Origin of the sequence: Acinetobacter lwoffii (assembly GCF_019343495.1) — a bacterium.
In the GTDB taxonomy this organism is placed as follows: Bacteria; Pseudomonadota; Gammaproteobacteria; order Pseudomonadales; family Moraxellaceae; genus Acinetobacter; species Acinetobacter lwoffii_P.
This window is the reverse complement of record NZ_CP072549.1, coordinates 1,808,176-1,827,348: the sequence shown is the minus strand read 5'-3', so window position 1 is coordinate 1,827,348 and position 19,173 is coordinate 1,808,176. Positions and strand designations below refer to the sequence as shown.

Here is a 19,173-nt window from a genome sequence, read left to right as displayed (position 1 = left end):
AAGAAGCTCGGCATGATGGGTTGGAATAAGAATGACGATAAAGGGTTAAATAATATGTTCCGGATATTGGCAGTCGCAACTCTCGATTTTGGTATATTGGGTTCAGGCTGTGCAACTGCTCAACAGGTCATTGCAAAGGTACAGTCGTCTTCGGACACGCCTTTGGAACAGGTTTTACAATTAAGAACGGATTTACGCAAGGAACTGGCAACGGTTGAATTACGGCAGTTCTTTGACAAGGTAGAGTCGCCCACGATTGGACAGGTCAAAGTCACTGAAACCGGTTTAATGGATGATTCGGTACATTCGGTACAGACCATTTATTATTTTAAACGGGAAGATAACAGCTGGATGCTGGAAAACACCGAGAAGTTGTATCGTTGTGCAAGAGGTTCAAATACCAAGACTTTCCAGAAAGCGGTCTGTCCATAATAGTGTTTGATCTTTAGGCAGTTTTTGGTTAAAAGCGTATCTAAGGATGCGCTTTTTTGTTTTGGGAAGGGGGAGTTAATGGACTCAAATATATTAGCCGCTACAATTGGCGTAATTGGAGGATTTTTAGCTTCACTCTTATTATTCTATCTAAATAGGTTTTATACCAACTACGATAAAAGAAAATCAGAAAAAATCCTACGAGAAAAATTATTGTATCGTGAGAAAGATAGTGAACTAGAGGCAGATCAAAATTTTATTTTTTCTTTATCTAATTTGAAAAGAGAAGTGTATTTAAACTGTCATATCAATTGGGATAGCGGAATCACTCTTAATATGATGAAAGGTAATGAAGACTTAATCTGGTTTTTAAGATTCTGTTGGCTAAGCTTAGGGCGTGTCCTCATTTGGCTTTACACCAAATAAATATGCAAGCAATGTAAATCATAGACTGGTAATTTCGTGCAAGCTTATCAAATCGGGTTGCAATCGCTCGGAAATGCTTCAATCTCGCAAACACATTTTCAACTAAATGTCTTAATTTATATAGATATTTATCAAACTCCTTATTCGATCTTTTACTATTTGATCTCATTGGAATGATGGGAATCATATCCTTGTTCTGGGCATATATTCTAATGTGCTCAGCATCATACCCCTTATCAGCAATGAGATAAGTTGCCTCGCCTACAGTATCAATCAGTTGTTTTGCAACTTGACTGTCGTGGACGCCACCCCCAGTGATTTTAAAATCAATCGGTAATCCATTCGCGTCGGTTGCAAGATGTATTTTTGTTGTTCGTCCACCACGTGATTGTCCAATTGCTCTTTCGAAACCATTCCGAGCTCCACTTGCATGTTGATGCACGCGTATGTAGCTTCCGTCAATGAATACCCATTCTTGATCCAAGACGCCTCGTAATCTAAAAAAAATTTATTCCACAATCCCTTGCTTGCCCAACGATTAAAACGATTATAAGCAGTTTGCCAAGGACAAAATTCTTGAGGAATATCACGCCATGTGGCGCCTGTACGCAGTTTCCATAAGATCGCTTCCATGATATTTCTACTATTCTTTGAACGGTAGCAACCATGTAATCGCATAGTATCTTGAATTTGCTGCCAGATATCATCGGTAAGAAGAGTACGTGCCATTGAAAATATAGAAATAAAAATAACTCAAAGGAGGATTTTAAGTATTTAAAACCAATTCTTCAAATGAGGACACGCCCTAGTAAGATTTTTTCCTCAAGATCATTTTTCAACAGAAGGACATGTTAATTATATTGATCAATTTATCATGGATAGGGCTAACTATCATTCCTCTAGATTAGACTGTAGTGACCAATTAAAAAGTGGGAGTATTTCAAAAATAACGCTAGGATATTCAATAGCAAAAGATATTGATCAACTAATTATAGACTTGGTAGAACAAATTCTTCATTTTGAAAATGTTAGAAAAGAAAAATGGTTTCAAGAGTGGAATTCAGTAGAGTCTATTTGATTTTTATAAATTATTAGAATATAGATGAATAATGTATCCTCCCTTGATTTGTAATGATTATAAGTACTTTTCATTTCACGGCTTTTCAATAATTTTTATGAATTAGATAATTTGGTTTCAAGTCGCTAAAAGCAAAAATAATATTTTGATTAGGTCATTAAAAAAGAGAACGGACTTAAAAACAGGACTCTGCTAAAATTTCTTCTTTCTATTTTAAACAAAGTTCAGTCTGTTAAAACGGGCAGACTGACAATAAAAACTCCCATGCAAAAAATCCAAACCCAAAAACTGACCCGTGCCACACTCATGTTCCCGCTGGCACTGGTCCTATTTGAATTCTCAGTCTATATCTGTAATGACCTGATTCAACCGGCCATGCTGGCGATTACCCGTGATTTTGGCGTGAGTAGTTCATGGGCACCATCCTCCATGTCCTTTTTCCTGTTGGGCGGGGCATTTGTCGCAGCGATCTTGGGGCCATTGTCCGATCGTCTCGGACGTAAAACGGTACTGCTCGGCGGTGTGGCATTTTTTACCCTCAGTTGTCTGGCCATTTTATTGACACCCAATATCGAAAGTTTCTTATTCCTGCGCTTTTTACAGGGCTTTGGCCTGTCCTTTATTACTGCTGTAGGTTATGCCGCCATTCAGGAAAGCTTTGAAGAACGTGATGCCATCAAAGTCATGGCACTGATGGCCAATGTGTCTTTGCTGGCACCCTTGCTAGGACCAGTGCTGGGTGCCTTTATGATTGATCATATCTCCTGGCATTGGGGCTTTATCGGGATTGCATTTCTTTCATTTCTGAGCTGGTTTGGCCTGAAAGCCAAAATGCCAAACCTGAAAGTCAGTATTCCCAGACAACCGGTCAGCTATATTCTGGATGACTTTAAACAGGTTCTAAAAAATAAACGCTTTGTGATCATGACTGTAGCCTTGCCTTTGGTGAGTCTGCCCTTGATGTTATGGATTGCCTTGTCACCGGTGATTCTGGTCGAGCAATTTGGATTCAGTAGTGTGCAATATGGTCTGGCGCAGTTTCCGGTCTTGGGTGGCCTGATTGCAGGTAATCTGATTTTGCTGAAAATTATCGATAAAATGCCGCTGGGTAAAACCGTATTATTGGGTCTGCCACTGATGCTGTTGGGTGCCGGTTTATTGATGTTGGGCTTATTGATTCCAGAGTATTTTGTTCATTGTCTGATTATCGGCACCACCTGTATCAGTCTAGGTGAGGGCGTAAGTTTCTCGGTACTATACCGTTTTGCACTGATGTCTTCAGAAGTGTCCAAAGGTACGGTGGCTGCGACGGTTTCTATTATCCTGATGCTCAGCTTTTTTGTGGTAATTGAAGCAGTAAGAATGGCATATGAAGCTTATGATATCTGGGCCTATTGCAGTGCGTCTTTTATCTTGATTGCACTCTGGTTTACTTTGCCACGCATGCAACTCAAACAGTTAATGCTGGAAAGACAAGAGCGTGGAGAGTTTTGATTCCTTATTAAGGGAAATTATAAATTATTGAAATCATATGTTCAGTATTGAATTTCCCTCTCCTTTTAGGAGAGGGCTAGGGTGAGGTTAAGTATTTAATAAGTTCCCTCTCTCTAACTCTCTCCCAAAGGGAGAGAGAATTTTCTTTTGACTGATCTAATTATATTAGGATTCTACAATTAAGCTTCAGCGGGCTGTTCCAGCTTCTTTAGTTTCATATCAAACAGGAATGGACCGAAAGGCAGAATCGAAGCGATTAAACCCATCACAAACATGCTGAGAGACCATTTCTGTTTTTCACATACCGCGAATAACACCACCAGAAACAGCACAAACAGTACGCCATGACCCATGCCGACATATTTCACTAAAATCGGATTATCCATCATATATTTCACTGGCATCGCGATAAATAACAGCAGCAGGAATGAAATCCCTTCAAGCAAACCGACCAGACGCAAAGTTTTGATGTTCATAATACATATTGATTTAACCGAATTAGTTTTGAGTGTACCGAATATCACCTGAATATTGAATCTTAATAATAAAAATATATTCAATATTTTTAATAAGTTATAACCAAGTGAGGCAGTTGGTTATTTAATCTCGGCACCTAGTAATTCATGACGTAATTTTAGTAATTCCGGTAAGGTTTCCAGCAATAAACTGATCTGTTTCAGCACCAAAAGCAGATGTGCTGACTGGTTTTCCTGGGTACTTAAGCGTTGAATTTCTGCCAGTTTATGATCAATGTCGTAGGTAGCTAAAGGCTGTTGTTGCAGCAATACCGCAGTTAAGGTCTGCTGGCACCAACGCATTAAATCTAGAATTTGCGCATCAGTGACCTGCTCACGGTGACTCCCCAATGCTGCAATATAACTGAGCTGGCTATGGCTATAAACCAGATAGCGAAAGGCACTTTTGACTAGTTGCGGATCTGGATTCGGTTCGGTACTCAGGCTTGAAATCATGCTGGATAAATCAATCTGTGCATTGTGGGCCAGACGCCGTGCAGTCCTGTAAGCAATACTGTTATCTTTACCGTTTTGATATTGCTCGACCACTGCAGCAAAATAGTCCAGTGTAGCAAGCGATGATTTTTTAATATTGCTGGAAATATTGCGAAAATTCCAGTCAGGCCAGATCCAGCTTACTGCCATCCAGGCAATCAGACAGCCTATGAGGGTATCAATGATACGTGGCAAAATGATCGCGTAACCGGCACCTTTCAGGTTGAAGATCAGGAGTACCATCAATGTCGCCATGAGAGTGGCCATGGCATATTTTTTGGAACGTAGATAGAAAAAACCGACACCAAAAATTACTGTCAGGAGTAACTGACCTTCGACACTTGGCACAAAATACAGAATGGGAACACCCAGCATGACACCCAATAATGTTCCTAGGGTCCGCAATTTGAGCCGGCTTTTGGTGGCAAAATAACTGATCTGACAGACAAACAGGCTGGTCAGTAAAATCCAGTAGCCATTTTTTGCAAAGGGCAATAATGAAATGGCATAGCCGACTAGAAACACAATGGCAATCCGCACCGCATGCCGAAAGAGTGCCGATTGTGGACTCAAGTGCGGTTTGAGTTTCAGCCAGAGATCTGTGCTATCGCGAATATCATCATCAAACAGACTCAGGTCATCAAAATGCTGCTGATAGCGTGGCTTATACAGCGCCTGTTGATCATGCAGGTGTTGTAACTGCTCATATACACTCAGCAGATTGGCCAGAATAAGCTGTAAATTTTTAACTTCAATATTTTGTGGGTGTTGAGCAATCCAGTCCTGCATCGACTCCTGTAAATGTTTTAATGCCAGTTCATCATCTGTAGACAGGTAAAATTTCTCATTGCGCAGTACACATTCTGCCAAATGCTGACAGGCAAGGGCTTGCAGACGGATATTTTTCTGAATCCGGAAAATCAGGTCAGTGCGGCTAAAATGCTGTTCGATCTGTTCATAATGCAGATAATTCGCGGTGGCCTGTTCATGAATATCCTGCATCAAAAAATACAGATTCAGCCAGTAAATGGTATTACGATTGGCACGCGAAGCTTTGAGTCGGGTCAATAGCGAATCTTTGCTGCGGTTAAAACTCTGAATGACTAAAGTATTTTTAAGTGACAACTCATAGAGCAGGTTTTCAACATTCGCATGCTGGTCCGGATCAAACAGTTTGGCTTTACTCAGCAGTAACTCCGACATGTGCTGCAAGCTTTGTGCGAGATTTTCCTGAACCTGCAAGGTAGGACGCAGCAGAAAAAATAGAATAGACGTCAGGCCGTACCATAGCGCCCCAATGACAAAATAAAGCGGCTGTTCATACCAGTGCTGATATTCGCCCAAGCCGAACATGGTATAGATTGATAGTAAAATGGTGCCAAATGAAATTGTGGCATAACGTTGGCCTAATGCACCCATTAGAATAAACAGTGCACTCGACAGTGACAGCCACAGTGCAAACCAGAATTTATGCGGAGCAAGAAATTCCAGAATGCTGCTGACACTAAAAAACAGAATGATGACCAGTAACAGGTTGCGCAAACGCAGGCTTAGCCGGTCATCAAAATCAGTCAGTGCCGTGGCAATTGCCCCTAAAGTTACTGGAACGATCAAGAAGTCATAACCCAGAAATTTCAGACCGAAAGTGGTACCTAAAAACACTAGCAAGATTTGCAGGCAATAAGTCATCAGCGCACTAGACTGAAAGGGCAGCAGGACAGGTTTTATAATTTTAACAAAAGTAGCAGTCGCAGGTCGGGCAGCATTCACAAGGACAGGATCCGGGAAGTAAAAACGCAAAGTTCTGAATGCAATTTAGACGCCAAAATAAAGGAAATGTCTATAAAAAACGGGCATAGTGCCCGTTTTTCTATTGAGTCATTGGCATGAAGGTGTTTAGATCACACCACAGGCAATACGTTCACCGCCGCCGCCCAAGGGTAATGGGTTATCGGAATAATTGTCGCCACCGGCATGTACCATAATGGCACGACCCTGAACATCAGCCAGTTTCAGACGTGGCGCAAGCAGGGTGACACGTGCAGTTCCATCTGTATTGACTTTCAATGCGGGTAAATCACCTAAGTGACCTGTCACTGGTGTACCGTGATGCGGTGCCTGATTTGGATTGTAATGGCTACCTGCAGCCAGTGCTGCACCCATCTTGCCGTCTTTCATGGCAGGCGCGCATGAACCATTTTCATGAATATGGAAACCGCGTTCACCCGCAGGAAGTTGTTTCAGGTTGGTACGAATGACCAGACCGGCTGGGCTGTCACTGAGTAATACGGTCCCAATCTCTTGGCCCACACCTTGAGCATTTACAGCATTCACAGTCACTGCTCTGACCACTTCATTTGATGGAGAGGTTGATGCACAACCGGTAAAAAGTGCGGCGCTTAACGCGCAAAGTGTCGTAATTTTAAACAATGAAGACATGATTTTGGCATCCTGATCTTTATTCTGTTTTGTGGATTCATTTAAACAGAGCAAGATCAGAAGCTCTATATAGAATCAGTACTTAAATGTTTTGTTTTGTTTAAGTCGATTCTATCTATGCTTTAAGGTGCGTTGGGCGGTGTGTCTTGTGTTTCCGGATCAATCTCATGTGCCATAGTGGCTTTAGGCATCATTAAAGGTTCATTCAGATTACTTTCATGTAACCATTCACGCCAGATTGCAAGCAGCACAGCCAGAATCACCGGGCCAATAAACACCCCGACCAGACCAAAACTGGCAATACCACCCAAGACTCCAAACATGATCAGCAGGAAAGGAATCTGGGTTGCACCAGAAATTACCAGTGGACGAATCACGTTATCGGCAGTACTGACAATACAGACACCCCAGACCATGACCCCAATGGCCTCAATGGTTTGTCCTTGTGAAAACAGCCATAGCGCCACCGCACTATAGGCGAGAGGTGGGCCAAAGGGAATCAGGGCAAAAATAAAGGTCACAATGGTTAAAACCATCGGATTCGGCACACCTGCAACAAAATAGCTCAGACCAGCCAATAAGGATTGTGCAATTGCGGTCAAACCGACGCCATATACTACGGCACGTGTAGTCGCAGAAATGGTGGAAAAATAATGATGTACACGTGGACCGACCACCATTTCAAAGGCTTTACGCACCTGATTTAAAATGGTCTGACCATCACGATAGAAGAAAAACAGCGAAAGTATCGCAAAACATAATTTAAAGATGTTTTTACTAACTTCATTCAACACCACTTTGCCGTAATTCAGATGGCCTTGAATCCAGGTCGATACCGACAGTGCAATACTCTGCGGATCCGTATTGATTTCATTTAAGGTTCGGGTAATTTCCTTGCCGACAATCGGAAGCCCGCGAATAAAATCAGGGACATTCAGGTGACCGGAAAACACTTGTCGCTGCAATTCAAAATACAGGTTACGACCTTCGTGCTGCAGCATGAAAATGGCGAAAATAAACGGCAGACCAAAGACTAGAATCACGGCCAAGATCATTACGGTTGCGCTCAATGTTGGTCGATTGCCGCACAGGCGTAACACCGACTGATACAGCGGCCAAGTCATATAGGCAATAATGGCTGCCCAAACTACAGGAATGATGAAATACTTGAGTATATGAAAACTCAAAAAAATCAGGATAAAGAACAATCCAAATAATAAGACTTTTTGTAATGTAGGCGCGTACTGTTGCACTGAATTTAATGACTCATTTTTTAGGTCGTGTTGAGGCATATTAACTGAAAAAAAAGCGATCGAAAATGATAGCTAGCCAAGTAGCGAGATTATTTTCCCAAAGCTATACCACGATTCAGATGATTGACTCAAAACCACTGACTCGGATCATCAATAATGGCATTCAGTACCGGTTGCCATTGAGCCTGCAGCTCCCGATAGATTTTCTGAGGTTTATCAAAGACGGACAGGCCTTCCATAGCCAGTCGGCTATAAGGGGCACGTTCCGAAATCCAAGCCACTGGCTGCTGGTCAATCTTGTCAAAAAACTGCTGTATGTCCTGATTGCTGGCTGCATTTGCTTTGGTGCGATTGGCCAAAAGTAAAATTTCAACCTTGCCCTTACGGATGCGTTTGATGTCCTGCAAATGTTTGAGAAAACGGCGGGTCGAATCGATATCAAAAAAAGAAGGCTGGATCGGGATGATAATCGCATGTGCTTCACTGATCAGCTGTTCGGCATGATCATCGGTCAAAGCACCTGGTGCATCAATAATCAGGTATTCGATCTGTTTCGGCGCATCACCAATGGACTTGCTATTGCGCCAGTCCAGACTTTGGATCTGCGCTGCCTGTGCCGGACGATGCTTGAGCCATTGCAATGTTGATTTCTGGTTGTCGGCATCGGCCAATGCCACCTTATAACCCTTTTGTGCGAGTGCTGACGCCAAACTAATGGCTGTCATGGTTTTGCCACAACCGCCTTTCTGATTCGCAACTAAAATTGTTTTCATGACTCAAGGTGATTTTATTCTGTTCCGGCCTAGCATATCATTCTTTTCAAGTATGCAAATGGCCGAAGTCCTCAACTTCAGTCGAATGCGATGCTATAAAAATCAGGCAAATTAGGAAGATTGAATGTCCATATGGATGGCCATGTTGATTGGCGCATGTATCGGGGTGGTATTGACCACTATTATTTTAAGTCAGACGCGCAATGGACGGATCAAGGCCGAATATGAGCAGTATATTGCCGAGCTGGAACTAGAGCATCAGCAGTCCCTCATTGCCGCGCAAAAACGCAGCGTGAATACCAGCCGTGCAGTTCTCAAAGGAAAAATGGCGGAACAGCTCGCGCCGATCATGCCGGAATTTCAATATCTGCCGAGTGATGCCAAGTTTTTGGGTGATCCGGTGGATTATGTGGTCTTTGATGGTTATACCGATTTTCGTGATGGCGAAGGCGACGCTGAAGATATTGAAGTGGTTTTGATTGACATTAAAAGTGGCGGAGCACGTCTGACCAAAGGCCAGCAAGCCATTGCCCGTGCGGTTCAGGAAGGGCGGGTACGTTTTGAAACCATTCGGATTGATTTTCAGGATTGACCAAAATCCAGTGAAGAATAAAAAATTATGCAAAAATTACTGATCACTGCGCTGCTGTTTATGCTAGGACTCTGGGTGTGGAATGAATTTTTTCGTGCCATTCCGCATCTGCAAGAAAAGGGCGTACTTAAAAACTTTAAAGTAGAACCCGTTAAGCGCATTTCCGCGACTTATATTGTGCATGATCACCGTTTCGTAAAACCTGATCGTCGGGTGCTGCATCAGGCCAGCCCTGTGGTGGGGCATTTTAATGATCTGGCCTATCTGAGTAATATTGATGTGCTGTTGCTGACTCAACCGCTGCCCGCTATACAGGCAAAACTGGAGTTTGATGAAGCAAAACGCTGCTATCAGCTCGAAGGACAAACCAATAAAGCGGAGCGTGACTTCGTCAATACGCATGTACAGTATTTTAGTCTGATTGCTGCCACTGAAAAAATTGCCGATCAGATTCGCCGGCTAAAATCGGGGCAGAAAATCACGCTCACTGGTGATCTGGTGACAGTTCATTCAGGCACGACTGGACAAGAATTCCGGGTCGGGACGGGCTCTGAATATCGTGCTCATTGTCAGTTGCTGCAAGTAACCCACCTTCAGCCACACTAAATATAAGATGGTCGTAAATTAGCTTCCTAGTTTACGAACACGTGCTAACAACATACGTTGGCCAATCTTGGGTATACCTTCCGCATCTACATAATTTAAAGTTTCTATTTCAAAACCGGTTTCCAGCAAGGCGGTCTCAATATCCCGATTCAGATGACAGCCATCTGCGACTTTCTTTTGAATGGGAGTGAGTAAATGTTGTAGACGCTGAATATTTAAATTTTGTCGATTCAGAACATGTTCGACCACATGTAAAGTCCCACCCGGTTGTAGCACACGATAAATTTCCTGCAGGCTCTGTTCCAGCTCTGCAATACTACAAAGCGTCCAGGCAGACACAATATTTTCCACACTATTTTCGGCAAAAGGCAAAGCTTCTGCACTGGCCTGAATATGCTCGACCTGAAACCCTGCCTGTTGAATTCGCGCTTCTGCCAGTTTGAAGATCGCCGGATTTGGTTCTAGCGCATAGACCTTATCAACCGATTGATAAAAAGGCAGATTCAGGCCGGTACCAAAACCAATTTCCAGTACTTCACCGGAAATATCCAAAAGTAGTTCACGACGCAAGTCCATCAAGGATGGCGTTTGCATCACTTGATTCAGCAGATGCGGAAAGATATGTTGTTGATAAAGTTTATACAGCATTTGAGTTATTTTAATTTGATGGAAATACGTTCTAGCTTAACTGAAAAATAAAATGACAGGCATATATCGAGCTGACTAAATACGTGCAGTTTGTTACCAAGTTCAACTGTTTATTCATTAAAAAATCCGTAAGATCAAGGAAGATATCCTTAAAACGTTTGATCAACTTGATTAGGATTAGATTAAAAATTATGTTCAAATACGTTAAACATTATGCTTTGCTGGCCAGCCTGTTGCTGCCTATTTCGGGCTATAGCTCGGTCGACCACAATATTGCCAAAGGTTTGCCTCCTGTCGTTAAAGGCCAGTCAATTTCGGTCTTGCAGCCTTTTAAAGGTGATTTTCGTATTCTGGGTTCCAAGGTTTATAGTTCTGACCCGCAAGCCAAATTCTCTCCGATTGATTATGCTGTCAGTTGGGGGCTGTTTGCCGAACCTGAAATTGCTCGACATATCACGGTCAATCAATATGACCGCTATTTGAACTGGAAAATGGATCGGGTGCCAGTGCCGGTAGAACAAGCCAAGCAGATGGTGTCCAATATGCATATCATTCCCGCTAACCCTGAAATTGCTAAGGCAATTAAAAAGGTAAAGCGTGGCGATCTGGTGCGTATGCAAGGGGAACTGGTTGAAGTGCGTGACAAAGATCTGGTCTGGAAATCGTCTTTAACTCCGACCGATACGGGTGATGGTGCTTGTGAGGTCTTCCGCGTCAGTTCCATTAAATGGATCGAAAAAGTCGGTAAAAGCTAAAACATACTTCATGCACGCTTCTGAGTTGCAGATAAAAAACCGCTCCTTTGAGCGGTTTTTTATCTGCTTAGTACTTACTTCGCAGTTAAAGCCTGACCTTCAAAGGCAATTACATCCCAGCCATTGAGCATAAACTGGCGGATATTCTGATGATCAGTCGCCTCTGGCGTTGCCAATACAGAAGCATAATGCTCAGCAAACAGGCTTAAGGTCTGTGCCTGATCCAGACCATTTAATTGTGCAAAAGAAAAGACTTTGGCGCTGCCCTGGTTTTCTGTGGCCGCATTATTCTGCTGGCCATTTTTAAATGCAGTCGGTATATGCGTATAACGCGATTCGATATAAGCAATCACATCTGCAAATTTTGCTTCGCCTGCTGCCAACTGGGCCAATAAATCCTGTGCCATGCTGTTTTTTTCCTGTACCATTTATGAAAATTCGATGCGATAAATATAGCAATTTTCTTGCGAAGTTCCATGGTATTTCATTGATTTTCGGTTCAAGATAGCAGTGAAATTTATCCATGCTAAATATAAAACTTTGGATAAAATAAACTTGATCAATAAATAGAACAGGGAAAAATATGGGCTGGCTTTGGGTGGCAATGGGTGGGGCAATCGGTGCCAGTCTGCGTTATGCAGCAGGACTTTGGCTGTTTAAACCGCAAATGCAATTTCCCTGGCCCACCTGGTGGATCAATATTCTGGGCTGTTTATGTGCCGGGATTTTTTTTGCCTGTAGCCAAAAGTATCCAGTACTCCAACAAGAAGCTCGTCTATTTTTAATGGTGGGAATTCTCGGGGGCTTTACCACATTTTCCAGCTTTGGCCTGGAAAGCTTTTTGTTATTGAAACAAGGTGCTATGGGCCTAGCGCTGTTATATGCATTATCCAGCTTAATTGTCGGCATTATTGTTCTGGCACTGGGCTTTTATTTCACTTCACTCGTGTTGGCATAGAGTTAAAATAAACGCATAAAAAAGTCAGGAAATTGGAGGTCATTTCCTGACATAAACCGCGATTTAAATCTTAAGATAACCGAGGTTTTTCGGTTTTAACCCCGTTTAAAACGCCCAAAACGTTTGTTAAAGCTTGCCACACGTCCTTCATTGCTGGTCTGACGTTGCTCACCCGTATAGAAAGGATGTGATGCACTTGAAATATCTAGTGTTACATAAGGATATGTTTTACCTTGATATTCTTTGGTTTGACTCGAGTTCATCGTGCTGCCAATCACGAAATAGGCATCGGCATTGGTATCATGGAATAACACTTCACGATACTCAGGGTGGATATCTGAACGCATATCTAACTTCCTCATGATTCTTGATCAAATGTTATAATGTAACATTTGATATTTCAAGTAATCTAGGGTTACAGCGTGTAAGCCTATCGTCTCAACTTAACTTCGGCTCGGCACTAGTTCTTCAAATACATCACTTAAATCATCATGTACTTTGAGATGAATCAGGTTCCAGTATTGTCCTGAAATTGTCCGGTTCACCATCAAGGTATCAGGAGAGGGCTTAAATACATCCCAATATTTCAACGAAGGTTTCAGCAACTCCATCCCATCATGATGCGCTGAGTTTTCGGCAAAATCATAGTCAGTGACCAGAGGACGCATGAGCACTTCCAGCCATTGTTCATATAATTCTTTCGGGAATTTTCCAGTTTCAGTCAAGGAATGCAGCGCATCCAGCTGTTGCTCGATCACGGGAATATTCTTCTCGCGTGCAGCATGGATCAGTTCCCTAAAATGTCCAATCACTTCAGTCGATAAGGTTTTGACGCCACCATAATCATAAACAATCACAGAGCCATCTTCACGAAATGCAAAGTTGCCTGGATGCGGGTCACAGTGAAAGCGTTTCAGATAAAAAATTTCCTGACCAATGGCGCGGAAGAGGCGGCGGCCTAAAGCATTTCGGGTTTCGAGTGGCCAAGTGCTGGCAGTTTCGATACTTTCACCAAGCTCTTGGCTTAAGGTCAAAATATGTCGCGATGAATACTCATGAAACACTTTCGGAATCACAATTTTATTGTCCAGAGGCTCATGGAAGGCACGGGCGATTTCCAGATTCTGGGCTTCAATTTCATAGTTCAGCTCATTGTCCAGACTGTGCTGAATTTCTTTAAATAATTGATCTTGAAGTTTACGGTCAATCTTTAAGACGCCCATCATGCGCAGTGCCAGACGAACTTGTTTCAGGTCGCTTTCGCAGGCTTCATCCACACCAGGATATTGTACTTTGACCACAACTTGCTGGCCATTCGGTAGGGTGGCTTTATGCACCTGACCAATCGAGGCCGCGGCAAATGGCTGCTCATCAAACTGCTGGAAAAGTTGCTGTAAAGGTTTACCCAATTCTTTTTCCACTTGTGCCTGAATTTCTTTAAACGGCATCGGTGGCGCCTGACGCTGTAACTTGGCAATGGCTTTAGCGACTTCGGGCGGGAAAACATCTTTATATTGAGAGGCGATCTGGCCAACTTTCATGACTGCGCCTTTCATTTCCCCCAAGGTATCCGCAATCTGCACACCAATATCCTGAAATAATTTACTGCGCGCAGTGTTTTTCTGCTCGTCATCGGCAGTTAAATTTTTAATGGAATTGGAGAGGGTTTTACCTGCAATACTTGCGGTCATTCCGGCAAGTTTCATAAAGCGACGACCGGGTGTGCTAGCCGTTTTTGCCATGCGAGATTCCTTGAAACCAACTATGAATGGATGTATTTGATCATAGGTGACAAAGGTTCAATTGCCTAGATTTAATTGTAGAGGTTGTGTTGTGATTTCCTTCAGCTTCTCCATGTTTAATGCATCATCTTTGATTTGTTAAAAGATTTATCTTTATTGCTTGCGTTTAAACTATAAGAATATGCCGGAATCCATCATCGTTTTAGATAAGACCGAGTACTAATTCTGAATGTTGTTTTATAGCTAAAAGCTTAAAATAAACAGATTGCTGTAATGAAGAAAATTCAATGAAAGTCTATCGATATTTTACTGGGAAGGATGATGTGCATTTTTGTGCGCGGGTGACCCGTGCCTTAAATGAAGGTTATGAGCTATATGGTTCACCCACCATGGCTTTTAATGGTACGGATGTAATTGTGGGGCAGGTGGTGACCAAAGATGTGGCGGATGAATCGGAGATTCCACAAGGATTGAAGGAGGCTTTGGGAGCTAATTCTTAACTTCTACATCGAAATTAGAATACTCAAGGCTATGCTCTCATCTTTTATTTTTATGCTGTCGCATCGGCAATTTTTACTTTTGTCATGGCAAAAGTAACAGAACAGTTTCGTTGATCTGATGCTACTTCCCTGTATCACAGCTCAACGGTGACATTCATGTCACCTACTTATTATTTAAGATTGCTTGAAAGTCGCTAAGTTTTTACAACTTTAAGCTTAAACGTCTGTTATTGCTATAGAGTCGTGCCAGCAATAAAACACAGGCAACACTCAGACCCACGATCAGGCCAACCCAAACACCGGCGGCGCCCATCTCCGTAAAGCGTGATAAATATACCCCAACCGGGAAGGCGATGACCCAGTAAGCCAGCATAGTAATCCACATTGGCCCCTTGGTATCCTGCATGCCGCGCAGACAACCTGCTGCACTGATCTGCCAGGCATCCATCAGCTGATAGGCAATGGCAAACAGAATCAGATACACCGCAATTTGGGTCACGATCAGATCTGAGGTGTAGAGCGCCACGATTTCATTGCGAAAAACCCAAAGCAGAATCATGGTCAGGATCGCCAGAATAGTGGCAGTGATCAGGCCGAGATATTGCACTTTACGCATCGCTTGCCAGTTCTGTTCACCATAGTAGGTGCCGACCCGAATAGTCAGGGCAATCGCCAGTGACATGGGAATCATGAACAGTTGTGAAGTGACAGAAATAGCAATCTGATGCGCAGCGACAATAGTCTCACCCAAAGGACTCAGCACAATTGCCGCTGTACTGAAAATACTGACCTCAAAGAAAATTGCCAATCCAATCGGAAAACCCAGTTGCAGAATACGCTTCACCCATTCCGGGTTGATTTTTTCCCAGTGAGTAAAAGGCTGAGTACGCTGATAGGCTCTGTTTTTAAAGATATACAATGCCAGAGTCATGAGCATTAACCACTGCAAAATCGCTGTGGCAAATCCACAGCCTGCACTGCCTAGGGCCGGAACAGGACCAATACCATACATAAAGATATAGTTCAGCGGAACCAGCAAAACCAGGGCCAATAAACTAATTACAGTGACCGGGCGAGGATTTCCAATCGCTTCTGAGTAGCCGCGTAAGGCCGCATACATGGTTACCGCTGGCATACCAAAACCAATCGCATGCAGAAATAAACCGGCTTTAGGTTGTAAGCTTTCCGGTACACCTAAAAGTGGCAAAGTGGCCGGCAAGAGTTGCAAAATCAAGCCGGCAATTACCCCAAGAATCAGGGCAACCCAAAGTGATTGACGTGCAATGGTGGCAATTTTTTCAGGTGTACGTGCGCCATTGGCCTCAGCAACCAAAGGCGTCGTGGCAATCATAATGCCACTAAACAGCAGCATCACCGGAATCCAGAGTCCTACTCCGACGGCAATCGCGGCAAGATCGGTAGCAGACAGGTGACCGGCCATAATGGTATCAATCAGACCCAGACCAGCCTGAGAAAATTGGGTCACCAGAATGGGTAACATCAGATGAAACAGTTTTTTTAATTCAAAACCAAAGGTTGTGACTGGTGAAACATTCGACACAAAAATTACTCATCGTGATCATGTGCTTAAATAGAAGGTTTAGCGTTGTAAAGTGAGAAGCACACCAATAAAAATTACCACGCCGCCTAAAAGACGTTGCCAATTAATCGGCATTTTTTCATTACCCAATAATCCCAGATGATCGACCAGCATCGACATCACCATCTGACCAAAAATAATGAGACCGCTAAGAACCAGAAAGCCAAGTTTGGGCGCTGCATAAATGCTCATGCTAATCGCGTATACACCCACGATGCCCCCGAGCCATAAATACCAGGGAACACTCATCAGTTCCTGTAAACCGGGTTTGGGATTGGACTGAAAAAGTACGATTACGGCGAGCACTATTGTACCAATCAAAAAGGAAAAAAATGCAGCTTGAATAGGAGAATATAAATATTCTTTTAGTTGTGTATTAATTGCGGTCTGGAGTGTCAATAAAACACCGATTGCAAAAACCAAAGGAAGTAAAATAATAAGTTGAGAAGATATTTTCATAATTTTAACTGACTAATTCTATTTAAATTTTTAGGCATATCACACGATCAAATTTAATTTTAGCAGTGTTGCCGCCGAGTCATGTTAAAATTCGGCTATATCTTGTAATCGTTTTTGAGTAGTTCTTTGGCTGAATTGAATCCTGCTGCTGTCCCTTTGTCCTTATATATTCATATGCCTTGGTGTGTGCGCAAATGTCCTTATTGTGACTTCAATTCGCATGCGGTTCCGGATGGTCAATTATCACTGGAATTGGAACAGGAATATTTACGAGCACTGGTGGAAGACTTTAAAACTCAGGTCGATTTTGCCCAAGGCCGGCAGATTCACAGTGTCTTTATTGGTGGGGGGACGCCGTCACTGATTTCTGCCCCAGGCTATCAATGGTTATTTGATCAGCTCAAAGCCGTTATTCCCTTTGCCGAAGGCTGTGAGATTACGCTGGAAGCCAATCCCGGCACAGTCGAACATGATCCGTTTGCCGGTTATTTACAGGCCGGAATTAACCGTCTGTCGATTGGGGTGCAGAGTTTTAATACCGAGCATCTCAAGCGTTTGGGACGGATTCACAGCAATGAAGATGCGATTTCTGCCATTGGGTTAGCACGTGAAGCCGGCTTTCAGCGCATTAATGTCGACTTGATGCATGGTTTGCCTGAACAGACCTTGGATCAGGCTTTGCATGATTTAAAATTGGCCGTGGAGCAGGGTGCTACACATATTTCCTGGTATCAGCTAACGATTGAGCCAAATACGGTATTTTTCCGGACTCAACCGATTTTGCCTGTCGATGAAGTATTGGAAGATATTCAGGAGCAGGGTGAGCTCTACTTAAAAGCGCAGGGTTTTATCAACTATGAAGTTTCGGCTTGGCGTAAAGAACTGCCTTCAGCACATAATCTGAATTACTGGCAGTTTGGTGATTATCTGGCAATTGGCGCCGGAGCACATGGCAAAGTCACTCAGACAGATGGCGTGTATCGGTTCCAGAAAACCCGTTTACCTAAGGACTACTTAGCCAAAGTACCTGCCGAGCATGTGCAGTTTAAGCGGATTGAAGATGCCGACATGCCATTTGAATTTATGATGAATGCGTTACGTTTAAATCACGGCGTGGAAGCCAAGCTCTATGCAGAACGTACTGGCCTGAGTCTGGATCGCTTGAATGAGTTGCTGAGTTCTTTGCGTGACAGAAAGTTAATGGTCGATGATCAAGATCGTCTTTCATGTACCGAGCAGGGGCATATCTTTTTAAATTCGGTACTGGAAGAATTTCTTTAATTATTTAATTTCCCCATTGTTCTAAAAGAAACCCTAATAGGATTCTATTGGGTTTTTTTATTGCCTTAAATAAAATGCCTAAATTCTGATTGACGCTTTCTTAGAGAGAAGTTTTCTGAGAATATTCAAAGATTAAATTAAATGAATATTACGCCAATCTCAACTTTTAATTAAGTTTTCCAACTGTAAAGGAGGATTACCTAATTGAGAATTTAAAACGACTGAAATTGTATGTGAAAGAATTTTTCGAGTGATACGATGAGATAAATGCCATAGATCTCTAGCCCTGACTTTTTGTATATTAAACTGCGCTGTTAGTTGTCCTATGACTGTTTCAATTTTCCTTCGGGCATTCATCAGTATTCTCATAGCTTCTTTCGGTCGATGGTCAACCATATTTTTTCTAAATGGTGTTTGTAAATCAACAGACTGTAAATCATAATATTTTTTTAGTTCAGGTCTTAAATACCCTTTATCAGCACCAAGCAGACCATGAATATTCTGTGTAATTTCAGGTGCAACATCTCGTTCATCGCAGTTTGCTGGAGCAAAAGTATAATCTGTAATCATTCCTGAGAAATTAATCACAATATGTCCTTTAAAACCATAATATTTTTCTTGTTTAGCTGCACAATAACTGAAGCCAGCATCGGTTTTAAAATTTCTATGTTTTTTTGCTCGAGCATAGCGACAAACAGGAATAGGAAAGCCATCAATAAAATGAATATTATCGTGCATAAAGGTTTTTCTAATCTTGGTCATAATTTGCTGATTGACTTGCCATAAATTTGCACAGTGTTTACAGAAATTAGGATAAGAACCTAATTTTGGAAACCAGTCTAAGTAATTGTGTTTAAAATATTTCCAGATATTTTTATCAGAATCCAATCCTAAAAATTCACCTACAATTTGTATAGTAATTATTTCAATATCGGTTAAAGCTGGAGGAAATCCTCTCGTTCTTAATGGCTTTGTGACGATAAGTGAATAGCAAGAATCTATGAATAAATACACAGAAATGATAAATTCGTAAATGGACATAACACGAGGTAGTTTTCTTGGTCGAAATCTAAATTGTGTTATGTCCTTTTTATTTCAATAGTTTAGAAAGTTGAGATTCGCGTGAA

22 protein-coding genes are annotated in these 19,173 nt (G+C 42.3%); 9 read left to right on the top strand and 13 right to left on the bottom strand.

Annotated features, from left to right (window positions below; translation table 11 throughout):
• The first annotated feature begins 54 nt into the window (after window positions 1-54).
• Entirely contained in the window at window positions 55-432 is a 378-nt protein-coding gene (locus J7649_RS08700; protein WP_219310083.1) for a hypothetical protein, read from the top strand.
• Window positions 433-510: 78 nt separating this feature from the next.
• Entirely contained in the window at window positions 511-858 is a 348-nt protein-coding gene (locus tag J7649_RS08695) for a hypothetical protein (protein ID WP_228738634.1), read from the top strand.
• On the opposite strand, the gene J7649_RS08690 is transcribed toward J7649_RS08695, so the two are convergent.
• A protein-coding gene (locus J7649_RS08690; protein WP_228738633.1) for an IS5 family transposase occupies window positions 836-1,587 on the bottom strand; the annotation gives its coding sequence in 2 pieces (ribosomal slippage) (window positions 836-1,353 and window positions 1,353-1,587; 753 coding nt in all). The two genes, J7649_RS08695 and J7649_RS08690, sit on opposite strands and share 23 nt — an antisense overlap.
• Before the next feature lie 613 nt (window positions 1,588-2,200).
• On the opposite strand from J7649_RS08690, the gene craA reads away from it, so the two are divergent.
• Entirely contained in the window at window positions 2,201-3,430 is a 1,230-nt protein-coding gene (gene craA, locus J7649_RS08685) for a chloramphenicol efflux MFS transporter CraA (protein WP_219307433.1), read from the top strand.
• 179 nt (window positions 3,431-3,609) lie between these two features.
• Here craA and J7649_RS08680 read toward each other — a convergent pair whose 3' ends face one another.
• From J7649_RS08680 to J7649_RS08660, 5 genes are all read right to left on the bottom strand, one after another.
• Window positions 3,610-3,906, bottom strand: a complete 297-nt coding sequence (locus J7649_RS08680) for a DUF3817 domain-containing protein (RefSeq protein WP_004645001.1) — start codon at window positions 3,904-3,906, stop codon at window positions 3,610-3,612.
• 120 nt (window positions 3,907-4,026) lie between these two features.
• On the bottom strand, window positions 4,027-6,210 hold the full coding sequence (gene yccS / locus J7649_RS08675) for a YccS family putative transporter (RefSeq protein ID WP_219307431.1): 2,184 nt from the start codon (window positions 6,208-6,210) through the stop codon (window positions 4,027-4,029).
• A gap of 126 nt (window positions 6,211-6,336) precedes the next feature.
• Window positions 6,337-6,879 (bottom strand): superoxide dismutase family protein, encoded by a 543-nt coding sequence (gene sodC, locus J7649_RS08670; RefSeq protein ID WP_005108558.1) that lies wholly within the window; start codon window positions 6,877-6,879, stop codon window positions 6,337-6,339.
• A 122-nt stretch (window positions 6,880-7,001) separates the two neighbouring features.
• The gene (locus J7649_RS08665; protein WP_409655215.1) at window positions 7,002-8,132 is read right to left on the bottom strand and encodes an AI-2E family transporter; all 1,131 of its coding nucleotides are present in this window, start codon (window positions 8,130-8,132) and stop codon (window positions 7,002-7,004) included.
• A gap of 128 nt (window positions 8,133-8,260) precedes the next feature.
• Complete coding sequence (locus tag J7649_RS08660) at window positions 8,261-8,905, bottom strand: ParA family protein (RefSeq protein WP_004281566.1); 645 nt, start codon at window positions 8,903-8,905, stop codon at window positions 8,261-8,263.
• A 124-nt stretch (window positions 8,906-9,029) separates the two neighbouring features.
• Between J7649_RS08660 and J7649_RS08655 the strand changes: the two genes are divergently transcribed.
• Together J7649_RS08655 and J7649_RS08650 are read left to right on the top strand one after the other, a co-directional pair.
• A complete protein-coding gene (locus J7649_RS08655; protein ID WP_004645008.1) occupies window positions 9,030-9,497 on the top strand; it encodes a Holliday junction resolvase-like protein in 468 nt (155 codons plus the stop codon).
• Between the two features lie 27 nt (window positions 9,498-9,524).
• Complete coding sequence (locus J7649_RS08650) at window positions 9,525-10,103, top strand: hypothetical protein (protein WP_004732353.1); 579 nt, start codon at window positions 9,525-9,527, stop codon at window positions 10,101-10,103.
• Between the two features lie 18 nt (window positions 10,104-10,121).
• Here J7649_RS08650 and J7649_RS08645 read toward each other — a convergent pair whose 3' ends face one another.
• Window positions 10,122-10,751, bottom strand: a complete 630-nt coding sequence (locus J7649_RS08645; protein WP_219307427.1) for a class I SAM-dependent methyltransferase — start codon at window positions 10,749-10,751, stop codon at window positions 10,122-10,124.
• 191 nt (window positions 10,752-10,942) lie between these two features.
• Between J7649_RS08645 and J7649_RS08640 the strand changes: the two genes are divergently transcribed.
• Window positions 10,943-11,506, top strand: a complete 564-nt coding sequence (locus tag J7649_RS08640) for a hypothetical protein (RefSeq protein WP_004281559.1) — start codon at window positions 10,943-10,945, stop codon at window positions 11,504-11,506.
• Window positions 11,507-11,580: 74 nt separating this feature from the next.
• On the opposite strand, the gene J7649_RS08635 is transcribed toward J7649_RS08640, so the two are convergent.
• Window positions 11,581-11,913 (bottom strand): HopJ type III effector protein, encoded by a 333-nt coding sequence (locus tag J7649_RS08635; RefSeq protein WP_219307425.1) that lies wholly within the window; start codon window positions 11,911-11,913, stop codon window positions 11,581-11,583.
• Window positions 11,914-12,089: 176 nt separating this feature from the next.
• Between J7649_RS08635 and crcB the strand changes: the two genes are divergently transcribed.
• Window positions 12,090-12,464, top strand: a complete 375-nt coding sequence (crcB, locus tag J7649_RS08630) for a fluoride efflux transporter CrcB (protein ID WP_219307423.1) — start codon at window positions 12,090-12,092, stop codon at window positions 12,462-12,464.
• 95 nt (window positions 12,465-12,559) lie between these two features.
• Here the strand turns inward: crcB and J7649_RS08625 are convergent, their stop codons facing one another.
• Both J7649_RS08625 and J7649_RS08620 read right to left on the bottom strand, forming a co-directional pair.
• Entirely contained in the window at window positions 12,560-12,811 is a 252-nt protein-coding gene (locus J7649_RS08625) for a type B 50S ribosomal protein L31 (RefSeq protein ID WP_004732342.1), read from the bottom strand.
• 96 nt (window positions 12,812-12,907) lie between these two features.
• On the bottom strand, window positions 12,908-14,206 hold the full coding sequence (locus J7649_RS08620; RefSeq protein ID WP_005248249.1) for an ABC1 kinase family protein: 1,299 nt from the start codon (window positions 14,204-14,206) through the stop codon (window positions 12,908-12,910).
• Between the two features lie 287 nt (window positions 14,207-14,493).
• Between J7649_RS08620 and J7649_RS08615 the strand changes: the two genes are divergently transcribed.
• Window positions 14,494-14,706, top strand: coding sequence for a DUF1737 domain-containing protein (locus tag J7649_RS08615; RefSeq protein ID WP_005108569.1), 213 nt, complete (start codon window positions 14,494-14,496; stop codon window positions 14,704-14,706).
• A 202-nt stretch (window positions 14,707-14,908) separates the two neighbouring features.
• On the opposite strand, the gene J7649_RS08610 is transcribed toward J7649_RS08615, so the two are convergent.
• Window positions 14,909-16,267, bottom strand: a complete 1,359-nt coding sequence (locus J7649_RS08610; RefSeq protein WP_276530807.1) for an MATE family efflux transporter — start codon at window positions 16,265-16,267, stop codon at window positions 14,909-14,911.
• Window positions 16,268-16,306: 39 nt separating this feature from the next.
• Window positions 16,307-16,765 (bottom strand): DMT family transporter, encoded by a 459-nt coding sequence (locus J7649_RS08605; protein WP_005108571.1) that lies wholly within the window; start codon window positions 16,763-16,765, stop codon window positions 16,307-16,309.
• A 126-nt stretch (window positions 16,766-16,891) separates the two neighbouring features.
• Here J7649_RS08605 and hemW point away from each other — a divergent pair, with 126 nt between their 5' ends.
• Complete coding sequence (gene hemW, locus J7649_RS08600; RefSeq protein WP_005249859.1) at window positions 16,892-18,046, top strand: radical SAM family heme chaperone HemW; 1,155 nt, start codon at window positions 16,892-16,894, stop codon at window positions 18,044-18,046.
• A gap of 159 nt (window positions 18,047-18,205) precedes the next feature.
• Here hemW and J7649_RS08595 read toward each other — a convergent pair whose 3' ends face one another.
• Entirely contained in the window at window positions 18,206-19,087 is an 882-nt protein-coding gene (locus tag J7649_RS08595) for an IS982 family transposase (RefSeq protein ID WP_005104069.1), read from the bottom strand.
• Window positions 19,088-19,173 lie beyond the last annotated feature (86 nt).